Here is an 11292-nt window from a genome sequence, read left to right on the forward strand (position 1 = left end):
GAATTGCCGATCGTCGGCGCCGTTCCGGCGCCGCTGTTCACGGCGGCGATCGTGTGGTCGATTTTCGGCACCGGGCTCCTCGCCCTGGTCGGCATCCGGCTTCCTGGCCTCGAATTCAAGAACCAGCGCGTCGAGGCGGCGTATCGGAAGGAACTGGTCTATGGCGAGGATCGCGCCGAACGCGCCGAGCCGATGAGGGTCCGCGACTTGTTCGGCGATGTTCGGAACAATTATTTCCGACTGTACCTGGAATACATGTATTTCAACATTTTCCGGTTCATGTATCTACAGATCGACAACATCTTCGTGCTGTTTCTGTTGATACCGACGATTGCCGCCGGCGCTGCGGTCGGCTTCACGTTCGGTGTGTTCCAGCAGATTGTGTTTGCCTTCAACCAGGTCTCCAACTCGTTCCAGTATCTGGTCAATTCCTGGACGACGATCGTCGAATTGCTGTCGATCTACAAGCGCCTTCAGTCGTTTGAACTTGCCATTGATGACCGCGACTTGCCGGACATCGACCGCGAATGGCTGGAGCTTCACGGCGCCGGCAAGGCCGACATCAAAACGTTCGGGCCGGGGGTTTAGAGCGGTTCGTCATCCTGGGGCTTGTCGCCGCAATGACGGCGCAAGCCTTAACCCCGCCGCCGGCCGCGGCGCGCGCGTTTGGGGGCGGCGTCGCCGTCGGCCGCGGGGCTGTTGACCAGCGGGCCTATCCGCTCGGCGATGGTCTCCAGCGTCGGCGGCTCGGCCCTGGTGTGCGCGTCGAGCGCGGCGCGCATCGCCTTCAGATGCTCGAAGGACGTGCCGCAGCAGCCGCCGATGATCTGCGCGCCGCCGTCGATCGCCAGCCGCACATAGTCCGCCATCAGTTCCGGCGTGCCCGAATAGACGATGTTCTCGCCCTGGAATTCGGGAATGCCGCAATTGCCCTTGACGATGATGGTGGCGTCCGGCGCGCCCTGACGCATGTCGAGAAGCGAGGACAGGATGTCGGACGCGCCGACGCCGCAATTGGCGCCGACCGCCGCCGGCTTGCCGGAAACCTCGTCGAACACATGGACGATGTTTTTCGGATGCAGGCCCATCATCGACTTGCCCGCCGTGTCGAACGAGGCCGTGCAGCTATAGGGCATGGCCTCGGCGATGGCGGCTTCGGCCGCCGCGCGCATCTCCTCGGGCGCCGACATGGTCTCGATCCAGGCAATGTCCGCGCCGCCCGCCTTCAGGCCAGCGATCTGCTCGCGAAACGCTTCGACCGTTTCATCGAAGCTCAGAGCGCCCAGCGGCCGCAGCAGTTCGCCGGTCGGCCCCACCGAACCGGCGACGATCACCTTGCGCGGCGCGGCGTCGGCGACGCGCCGGGCGATCTCGGCCGCCGCCTTGTTCAGTTCGTGCACGCGATCGTGCGCATGATGCAGCTTCAGGCGATGGCGCGTGCCGCCGAACGAATTGGTCAGGATGATGTCCGAGCCCGCATCCACGAAGCCCCGGTGCAACGCGACGATCTTTTCGGGCGCGTCGATGTTCCACAATTCGGGCGCATCGCCCGATTCAAGCCCCATGGCGAACAGGTTCGTGCCCGTCGCGCCATCGGCGAGCAGGACGCCCTTCTGGGCGATCAGGGCGGCAAGGGGGTTGTCGGCGGCCATGGGGTTCTCCGCTCAAGCGACTGGAAGACATGAACGCATAAGGAAGTCTTTATGTCATTGCAACCCGCTTGTGCGCCCGCGCCGCTCAGGGCGCCGGCCGGCGAATGCGCCCGTACCGGGCATAGTCGCGATAGAGCGCGCAAAACGCCATATCCGCCCCGTGGGTCCTGGCGATGTCCGCCATCACCGGCTCCATGTCGGCGCGCGGCGTAACGTGAAAGCGCGCCAGCCATCGGTGCAGCCCGGCGCGGAACCAGCGCGGCAGGCGCGCCTGCTGGCCGAAATCGAGCACGTGCAGTTCGCCGCCCGGCTTCACGACCGTCATCGCGTGGGCGACCGCTTCCTTCCAGACCGGGATCATCGACACCGAATAGGAGATGAACACCCGGTCGAAAGCCTGCACGCCGAACATCGCTGCCGGATCGAAGTCCGTCGCATCGCCCTCGGTCAGCGCGATGCGACCGGTCAGGCGCTTGCGGGCGATGGCCCCCCGTGCCGATTTGAGCATCTCGGCGGAGATGTCGAAGCCGTAGAACGTCGCGTCCGGATAGCGCATGGCCGCCAGCGCCAGGTTGCGCCCGGTGCCGCAGGCCACCTCCAGAACGGCGCCGCCTTCGGGCACGTCCAGTTCGGCGATCATCCGGTCGCGCCCGAGCAGATAATATCTGCGCGTCAGGTCGTAGATGTGGCGCTGGTTGCGGTAGACCGCGTCCATCAGCCGACCATGCGGCTCCGTCGTCGATGTGTCGGCCACGGCTTACCCTTTGAGCGTGTAGAGGTGGAAGCCGCCATAGATCGCCGAGCGATCCTTGCGGTGCAGGGCCTCCGAGCGCTCGCGATGATAGTCCCAGCGCGACAGAAGGCTGTGCGAGACGCGGCCCGGCAGTATCGTCTCGATCCCGGCGGTGCGGAAGATGACGCGCGCGCCGGGGCGGGCCGTCCGGGTGATCTGCGTCCAGAGGGCGTTGAGCTGGGCGTCGGTCATCCAGTCCTGCGCGTCGAGCAGCACGTAGCAGTCCTTGCTCGCCGCCGGCTGACCGGCGAGGAACGGGGTCAGCGCGCGGTTGCGGATCGACGCCTTGCGGGCGTTGGCGCGGACGGCCTCGTAATTGTCCGGTTGCAGATAGGGCGGCAGCGGCCCCGCGCCGGACGGATCGTAGCCCCGATTGAAGGCGGCCCAGGCGAAATAGTTCTCCGAGACCGGAAAATCGCACATCAGCGCGCGCGTGCGCTCGGTCAGCACGGCGTGCATGTCGCCATCGGCCGCGCCGGCCAGCGCCTCATATTGCTGCGGAGGAATGCCCAGCCCGAACAGCGAGGCGCGGTTGAGCGTGATCCAGCGGATGAGGCGGCTGTCGATGGCCGGCCTGACCTTCTCCTCGAAGAAGCGCCTTTGCGCCTCAAGATCGCCGCACCGCACGAACTGGGTCAGGTCGATCCCCTTCATGCGGGCGATGCGGTGGCCCCAGCCGATGAAGAGGCCGAGCGCGCCGAACCGGTAGAAGCGGCGCTCGAACATGTCGATCCGCCGCCCGGTCAGGCCCATGCGGCCGTTCCAGTAATCGACCGTCGCAAGGTCCAGCTGCGGGGCGAGATAACGGTCAAACAGCGCCGCATTGCCTTTCACATCGGCCTTTCCGAACAGGCCGAACAGGGCGTCATGGTCCGGCAGATGCGCCGCCGCCGCATATTTGAGCCGGTTGAGCGCGATATGGGCCGGCGACAGGTCGACCGCTTCGACCAAGGCCGGTTCGGCGGTCAGATAGCTCATCACGTTGCAGCCGCCCGAGGCGATGGCGACGATCCGGTCGTCGGGCCCGATGTCGAGCGCCTCCATGTCCACGACCGGGTCTTCCCAGATCTGCGCATAGACGAGCCCGGTGAAGGTTTGCGCGAAGGCGCGTTCCAGAAGGCCGGTGACGGACCATGTCCTGTTCTGCTGCACGGCGGTGCCGAGCTGCGTGCGCACCGTCGGTTTGGCGGAGGGCGAGCCCATCGTGTTCGGGTCCAATCGGTTCGTGTGCTGCATTGTTATGGTAGAGCGGTGGCGGGCCGGCTCAAGCGGCACGCGGCTTGGTCTTGGCGGGCTTGTCCTTGGCGGGCTTGTCCTGCCTTGCGGCGCGCAGGTCGACCAGCTTCGCTGCACGCTGCCGCGCGCGGACGATCGCGGCCCAGTCGATCAGCACCATCTCGCCCGCCTCGGTCTCGGCGATGGCCGTGCAGCTTTCCACCCAGTCGCCCGTATTGACATATTTGATGCCGGCCTGCTCCTTGATCGCCGCGTGATGAATATGGCCGCAAATGACGCCGTCGACCCCCGCCCGGCGCGCCTCGGCCGACAGCGTTTCCTCGAAGGCGCCGATGAAGTTGACGGCCTGCTTGACCTTCAGCTTGAGCCATTTGGACAGCGACCAGTACTGGCCGCCCCACAGCCGCTTGAGCCGGTTGAACCAGCCGTTCAGCCACAGCACCAGCGTGTAGGCCCAGTCGCCGACATGGGCGAGCCATTTGGCGTGCCGGACGACCATGTCGAACTGGTCGCCATGGATGACCAGATAGCGCGTTCCGCCGGCGGCCTCGTGCACGTCGCGGTCGCGCACCTCGATGCCACCGAAATGCGAGCCCAGATAGGAGCGCATGACCTCGTCGTGATTGCCGGGGATGTAAATGATCTCGGTGCCCTTGCGCGCCTTGCGCAAAAGCTTCTGGACCACGTCATTGTGCGCCTGCGGCCAGTACCAGCCCTTTTTTAGGCGCCAGCCGTCGAAAATGTCGCCGACCAGATAGATGCGCCCGGCGTCGTGCTCGCGCAGGAAGTCGATGAGCATCTCGGCCTGGCAGCCGCGTGTCCCCAGATGGATATCGGACAGGAACAGCGTCCGAAACCGCTTCGGCTCTTTCATGACATGGCCCGACGTGTCGTTTCGCAATCCAGAATCAGACTCATATGTCATGCGTGTGACGAGCCGGGCTCGGGACCCTAGCCGCGCATGCGCCTGCCTTCGGGGTCGAAGGGCGGATCGACCGCGATTGTCGCTGGCCGACGCACGCCGAGCACCTCGATCTCGAACATGCCGGCATCGCCACGGCCGGCGAGCGCGGCCGGCACATAGCCCTGCGCCATTGAGGCGCCGACCGTGTGCGCATAGCCGCCCGACGTCACCCAGCCGACCACGCGCCAGTCGCCGTCGGCGATGGTCGCCATGCCGGGCGGGTCCAGTTCGTTCGTGCCGTCGAAGCGGCGCGGGCCGACCCTTTCGGGCGCGCCGACCGTGCCGTGGTCGATGTCGCCGACCTTCGCCCAGACCGGTTCGTCATGCATCACATCGGCGGTATCGGCCTCGATGATGAAGGAGACGCGGCGCAGCTTGGGCCCGTCCGCCTTCTCTTTCGCCGCCGCCTCGCGGCCGATGAAATCGTTCTTCGTCAGCTTGACGAACCGGTCCATCGCTCCCTCGAAAGGCCCGTAGATCGGCCGCAGTTCGTGCCCCCAGGTCGGAAAGTTCTTCTCAAGACGCATCGACAAAAGCGCCCGCATGCCGAAATCCCTGATGCCGAATTCGGCGCCGGCCGCCTTGATGTCCAGATAAAGCGTGCGCAGATAGGCCGGCTCGCACCAGATCTCATAGCCCAGATCGCCCGTATAGGAGATGCGGCTGACGATGCAGGGCGCCCCTTGCACGTCCATCTTGCGGCTGTCCATGAAGCCGAAGGCGTCGTTGGAGACATCCCGGTCGGTCAGCCTGGCGAGCACGGCGCGGCTGTTGGGCCCCGCGATCGAAAGCCCCATCAGCCCCATGCCCAGGCATCTGACGGCGACCGACCCGTCATCGGGCAGATGCCGCTCGAACCAGCGCATGTGGTGGATCTGCGCCGCCGACGAGCCCCAGACCATGAACAGCTCTTCGCCCAGCCTGGCGATGGTGAAATCGCCGATCAGCTTGCCGAACCCGTTGAGCATCGGCGTCAGCACCATGCGGCCGATCTTCGGCATGGTGTTGGTCATCAGGTGCGACAGCCAGGCTTCGGCGCCGGGGCCGGCGACCTCGTACTTGGCGAAGTTCGAGATCTCGGTGACGCCGACATTGTCGCGCACATTCCTTACCTCGGCGGCGATATGCGCGAAATCGTTGGACCGGTGGAAACTGACCACATCGTGCGCTTCCCCGGCCGACGGCGCATACCAGAGCGGTGTCTCCAGCGCCCATGAATCGCCCATCACCGCATGGTTCTCGTTGACCTGGATGTCGTGGATGGGCGTTGTCTGGTGCGGCCTTGCGGCCGGCAGTTCCTCGTTGGGATAGCGGATGCGGAAGCGGCGCGAATAGTTCTCGCGGACCTTGGCGTTGGTGTAGCGCAGCGTCGCCCATTCGCCGTAGCGCGCGACATCCATGCCCCACACATCGGCGCCCGGATCGCCCTCGACCATCCAGTTGGCGAGCGTCAGCCCGACGCCGCCGCCCTGGGAGAAGCCGGCCATCACCGCGCAGGCCGACCAGAAATTGGTCAGGCCCCGGACCGGGCCGACCAGAGGGTTGCCGTCGGGCGCGAAGGTGAAGGGGCCGTTGATGACCTGCTTGATGCCGGCGCGCTCGAAGGGCGGGAAATGCTTGAAGCCGATCTCCAGCGACGGCGCGAGCCGGTCGAGGTCGGGTTGCAGCAGTTCGTGGCCGAAATCCCAGGGCGTGTCGACCGGCGACCAGGGCACGCAAGCCTGCTCATAGGTGCCCAGAAGCATGCCCTTGCGCTCCTGGCGCGTGTAGATTTCGCCCCGGAAATCGACCGCATGGATCAGTTCGCGCCCATGGGTCTCGTTGAACTCGATCACCTCGGGCATGTCCTCGGTCAGAAGATACATGTGCTCCATGGCGAGCAGCGGCAGTTCGAGGCCGACCATGCGCCCCACCTCGCGCGCCCAAAGGCCGCCGGCATTGACCACATGCTCGGCCCGGACCGTGCCGTGCTCGGTGATCACGTTCCAGGTGCCGCCCGAATCCTGCGTCAGCTCCCTGACCGGATTGCGCAGCACGATCTGCGCGCCCAGCGCCCTTGCGGCGCGGGCATAGGCATGCGTCGTGCCGGACGGGTCGAGATGGCCCTCGACCGGGTCCCAAAGCGCGCCGACGAACCGGCTTTCGTCCATCAGCGGGAACATGGCCCTGGCCTCGGACGGCGTGATCAGCTCGGTCTGCATGCCCAGGTGCCGCCCCTTGGCGTGCAGCGTGCGCAGAAAGTCCATCCGCTCTGCGCTTTCGGCCAGCATGACGCCGCCGGTCAGGTGCAGCCCGCAGGACTGGCCCGAAACCCGTTCGAGCTCCTCGTAGAGCCCGACCGTATAGGCTTGCAGTTTCGCCACGTTCGGATCGCCGTTGAGCGTGTGGAACCCGCCCGCCGCGTGCCAGGACGAGCCCGAGGTCAGTTCCGAACGCTCGATCAGCATGATGTCGGTCCAGCCGGCTTTCGCCAGGTGATAGAGCACAGAGCAGCCGACGACCCCGCCTCCGATGACGACCACGCGCGTGGATGTTTTCATGGTCTTTCCCTTGTCAGCGGCAAATGTTCACGTTATATTCTATCCAGTGATCGCGTTTGTCATGATCGCTGAAGAACAGGCGCTGGCCGACGACAGGATGCGCGCCGAGATCGCAAAGCTGGTTGCCGAAACGGCGCAGATCAGCCGCGAGCGCTTCTGGATTCCGTTCATGATCCTCGCCGGTGTCGTCATCGCGGTCATATCCATCGTGCCGCGCCTGTTTGGGGGTTAGCCGATGTCCGAGGATCAGTTCCAGACGCTGAAATCGATGATCGAGACCATGCAGACGCGCATGGAAGCGCGTTTCGAGCAGGTCGATCAAAGGTTCGAGCAGGCCGACAAGCGGTTCGAGAAGATCGATGCGCGCCTGTCCGGCATCGACAAGGATCTGATGCGCATCGATGCCGTCCTTGCGACCAGGCCCGGTGTCGGCACGGCCTATGGGGCGACCTTGACGGTCATGGGCGGCACGTTCGGCATGCTCGTCGGCGCGATGGCTGTCGCCAACATTCTCGGTTTCATCGACTGATGAGCGCATAGCCGGCATCGTCAGAAATCCGTCGGCGCGCCGCCTTCCTGCTTGCGGCGGGCGACGAAGTCCTCCAGTTCCTCGCGGATCGCAGCATCCATCGGCGGCGGCTCGAATTCGGCGAGGATCTGCTTCCAGATTTTGTTGGCGCGCTCCACGGTCTGCACCGATCCGCGGTCGCGCCAGGTCTCGAAATTGCTCCAGTCCGACAGGAACGGCGCATAGAATGCCGTCTCGTAGCGATCCTGCGTGTGCCGGATGCCGAAGAAATGCCCGCCCTGGCCCACCTCGGCGATGGCGTCGAGCGCGATCTCGTTCTCATCCCATTTGACCGGCTTCATATAGGCGACGAGCTGCTGGAGCTGTTCGCAATCCATGATGAATTTCTCATAGGAGGCGCACAGCCCGCCCTCCAGCCAGCCGGCCGCGTGGTAGACGATATTCGTGCCCGACGTGATCGCCGCGAACAGCGAGTGCGCGCTTTCCCAGGTCGCCTGATTGTCCGGCGCGTTGGACACGCAGGTGTTGGACGCGCGCAGCGGCAGGCCGTAAAAGCGCGCCATCTGCCCGGTCATCTGCGTGGTACGCATATAGTCGGGCGTGCCGAAGGCGGGCGCGCCGGTCTTCATGTCGACATTCGATGAGAAGGTGCCGATGGCGACGGGGCAGCCGGGCTTGATCGTCTGCACCAGCGCCACCGCGCACAGCGACTCGGCGAGCGATTGCGCCACCGTGCCGGCCAGCGTGACCGGGCTCATCGCGCCGGCCAGCGTGAAGGGGGTGACGATGGTGGGTTGCCCGCGGCGCGCCAGCCGCATCAGCCCGTCGATCATCGGCCAGTCATGCTTGAGCGGCGAGGTCGAGTTGATGTTGGTGAACATGCGCGGTGCGGCATCGAATTGCTCATGCGTCAGGCCGCCGGCGATGCGCACCATCTCCATGACGTCCTCGATGCGCTCGGTGCCCAGCGAATAGGCGTGCATCACCTTGTCGGTCAGGGTCAGCTTGTCGTAGAGACAGTCGAGATGCCGGATGGAGGGATGCAGATCCATCGGTTCGACCGGATAGCCGCCGGCCAGATGGATGCAGTTGAAATATTGCGTCAGCCTGATCAGGTCCCGGAAGGAGGCGCGGTCGCCGACGCGCCGCCCCCGGTCGAGATCGGAGCAGTTGGGCGGGGAGGACACGTTGCCGAACACGATATGGTTGCCGCCGATCGTGATGCGGCGGTCTTCGTTGCGCGGTGTGATGGTGAACCGGCGCGGTGCCAGCGCCAGCTTCTCCATGATATAGTCGCGGCCGAAGCGCACGCGGGCGCCCTCGGCGCTTTCATTGTCGACCAGGCAGCCCGCCTTGCGGAAAATGTCGACAGCTTCCAGGTTCAGGAATTGGACGCCGACCTCTTCGAGGATGCGCATCGCGCCGCCATGGATCGCTTGGACGCCCTCGGGCGGCAGCGGCTCGGTCGGCGCGTCGGTGTTGAGGGGAATCTCCCACGGCATCTGGCGGATCGCCGCGCCGCCGCGCCGGCTGTTGCCCGCCCGGCCGCCGCGCTTGGCCCGCCTTGGCCGGCCCTGTGCCGCATCGCTGATCAAAGGGTCCATCGACGTCTCCCAATCCCTGCACTGTCGCCCCTGCCCGCGCGCGCCACGATCAATTCTTCGACCTTGAGGGCAGGCAAAGCGACATCGATGCCCCGCACCATGGCGATCACGACGCGTGCTTGACGCTCGAAGGAAAGTCATCTTGTCTGCGCCGCGCTAGCGTCAGGTGCAGGGAGGTGCGATCCACGCCGATGAACCAGATGCAAACCGTCCGCGGCCGACGCGGGTCACACCTGCCGAAAGGCCGGCAGCTCGACGATGTCGCGCTCGATGAGGTGCGCACGCTCCTGGGCGAGGCGCCGCGCCGGCGCGACCTGCTGATCGAGCATCTGCATGCAATCCAGGACAGCTATGGCTGTCTGGAAGCACGCCATCTGCGCGCCCTGGCCGAGGAAATGCGGCTCGCCCAGGCCGAGGTCTATGAGGTCGCGTCCTTCTATGACCATTTCGATGTGGTCAAGGAGGGCGAGGAGAAGCCCGCGCCGCTGACCATACGCGTGTGCGATTCCATTTCGTGCATGCTGGCCGGCGCCGAACCGCTGTTGGCCGACCTTGAGGCGAAGGTCGATCCGGCCAAGATCCGGGTTCTGCGCGCGCCCTGCATGGGCCGATGCGCCACCGCGCCCGCAGCCCGCATCGGCGACCGCGAGGTCGACCACGCCGATGCCGGCACGCTGGCGCAAATGGCCGATGCGAGCGCGTTCGATGTCGCCGTCCCCGACTACGTCCCCTTGCATGCCTATCGGCGGTCCGGCGGCTATCGGGTGCTCGAACGAGTGCGCAGCGGCGCACTCGATGTCGATGCGCTTGTCGCGATACTGTCGGACGCAAGTCTCAGGGGCCTTGGCGGGGCGGGCTTTCCGGCCGGCCGCAAATGGGGCTTCGTCCGGTCCTATCCCGGCCCGCGCCTGATGACGATCAATGGCGACGAGGGCGAACCGGGCACGTTCAAGGACCGCTTTTATCTTGAAAGCGACCCGCACCGCATGCTGGAGGGCGCGCTGATCGCCGCCCATGCCGTCGAGGCGAACCGCATCTACCTCTACATGCGGGACGAATATCCCGCCGTGCTGGAAATCCTGCGCACGGAAATCGCCGCGCTGGAGCAGGCGGGCCTTTGCGCCGAGGGCTTCATCGAGCTGCGCCGCGGCGCCGGCGCCTACATTTGCGGCGAAGAGTCGGCGATGATCGAATCGATCGAGGGCAAGCGCGGCCTGCCGCGCCACCGCCCGCCCTATATCGCCGAGGTCGGCCTGTTCGGCCGGCCGACCCTGAACCACAATGTCGAGACGCTGCACTGGATTCGCGACATCGTGGAGAAAGGGCCGGCCTGGTTCGCCGCGCAAGGCAAGCCCGGCCATCCCGGTCCGCGCTCATGGTCGGTCTCGGGCCGCGTCAGGGAGCCGGGCGTCAAGCTGGCGCCCGCCGGCATCACGGTGCGCGAACTGATCAACGGCCATTGCGGCGGCATGGCCGACGGCCATGCCTTCAAGGCCTATCTGCCCGGCGGCGCCTCGGGCGGCATCCTGCCCGCGTCGATGGACGACATTCCGCTCGATTTCGGCGACACGCTGTTCCGGCACGGCGCCTTCGTCGGCAGCCATGCGGTCGTCATCCTGTCGGACAAGGACAATATCCGCGACGCCGTCCTGAACCTGATGCAGTTCTTCGCCCATGAAAGCTGCGGCCAGTGCACGCCGTGCCGGTCGGGGACCGAGAAGCTGGTGCGGCTTTTGTCGCAGGAGGGACCGCTTGACGAGGGCACGATCAGGGACCTTGAACAGGTGATGCGCGATGCGTCCATTTGCGGGCTCGGCCAGGCCGTCCCCAATCCGGTCAATCACCTTCTGACCCATTTTCGCGGGGATCTGTGATATGTATCATCCGTTGGACGGTTTTGGAGTTGCTTATGGGCGCCGTTGAGATCCTCAATCTCACCCAGGCTTTCGACGACAAGCAGTCGGAGGCAATCGC

At 65.6% G+C, this 11292-nt stretch carries 10 protein-coding genes; 4 read left to right on the forward strand and 6 right to left on the reverse strand.

Annotated elements, in window-relative coordinates; all coding sequences use genetic code 11:
- The coding region (locus tag AC5E6L_RS07295) for an SbmA/BacA-like family transporter (RefSeq protein ID WP_491772287.1) at positions 1-588 on the forward strand (588 nt) is incomplete at its 5' end.
- Positions 589-635: 47 nt separating this feature from the next.
- On the opposite strand, the gene bmt is transcribed toward AC5E6L_RS07295, so the two are convergent.
- The 5 genes from bmt to AC5E6L_RS07320 form a co-directional block, all read right to left on the reverse strand.
- Positions 636-1652: a betaine--homocysteine S-methyltransferase gene (bmt, locus tag AC5E6L_RS07300; protein WP_491772289.1), complete on the reverse strand. Its 1017-nt coding sequence runs from the start codon at positions 1650-1652 to the stop codon at positions 636-638.
- Between the two features lie 85 nt (positions 1653-1737).
- Positions 1738-2406: a class I SAM-dependent methyltransferase gene (locus AC5E6L_RS07305; protein ID WP_491228882.1), complete on the reverse strand. Its 669-nt coding sequence runs from the start codon at positions 2404-2406 to the stop codon at positions 1738-1740.
- Between the two features lie 3 nt (positions 2407-2409).
- Positions 2410-3648 carry a BtaA family protein gene (locus AC5E6L_RS07310; protein WP_491228883.1) on the reverse strand — a complete coding sequence of 413 codons (1239 nt, stop codon included), beginning with the start codon at positions 3646-3648 and terminating at the stop codon, positions 2410-2412.
- 61 nt (positions 3649-3709) lie between these two features.
- A complete protein-coding gene (locus tag AC5E6L_RS07315; RefSeq protein WP_491228884.1) occupies positions 3710-4555 on the reverse strand; it encodes a UDP-2,3-diacylglucosamine diphosphatase in 846 nt (281 codons plus the stop codon).
- A gap of 77 nt (positions 4556-4632) precedes the next feature.
- The gene (locus AC5E6L_RS07320; protein ID WP_491772293.1) at positions 4633-7185 is read right to left on the reverse strand and encodes a GcvT family protein; all 2553 of its coding nucleotides are present in this window, start codon (positions 7183-7185) and stop codon (positions 4633-4635) included.
- Here AC5E6L_RS07320 and AC5E6L_RS07325 point away from each other — a divergent pair.
- Positions 7184-7417, forward strand: coding sequence for a hypothetical protein (locus AC5E6L_RS07325; RefSeq protein ID WP_491772295.1), 234 nt, complete (start codon positions 7184-7186; stop codon positions 7415-7417). The genes AC5E6L_RS07320 and AC5E6L_RS07325 overlap by 2 nt on opposite strands.
- A gap of 3 nt (positions 7418-7420) precedes the next feature.
- Positions 7421-7714 (forward strand): hypothetical protein, encoded by a 294-nt coding sequence (locus AC5E6L_RS07330; RefSeq protein WP_491772297.1) that lies wholly within the window; start codon positions 7421-7423, stop codon positions 7712-7714.
- A gap of 20 nt (positions 7715-7734) precedes the next feature.
- Here AC5E6L_RS07330 and AC5E6L_RS07335 read toward each other — a convergent pair whose 3' ends face one another.
- On the reverse strand, positions 7735-9318 hold the full coding sequence (locus AC5E6L_RS07335; protein WP_491772299.1) for a trimethylamine methyltransferase family protein: 1584 nt from the start codon (positions 9316-9318) through the stop codon (positions 7735-7737).
- A gap of 200 nt (positions 9319-9518) precedes the next feature.
- Here AC5E6L_RS07335 and AC5E6L_RS07340 point away from each other — a divergent pair, with 200 nt between their 5' ends.
- A complete protein-coding gene (locus AC5E6L_RS07340) occupies positions 9519-11192 on the forward strand; it encodes an NAD(P)H-dependent oxidoreductase subunit E (protein WP_491772303.1) in 1674 nt (557 codons plus the stop codon).
- The last annotated feature ends 100 nt before the right edge of the window (positions 11193-11292 follow it).

This window comes from Roseitalea sp., from assembly GCF_984466335.1.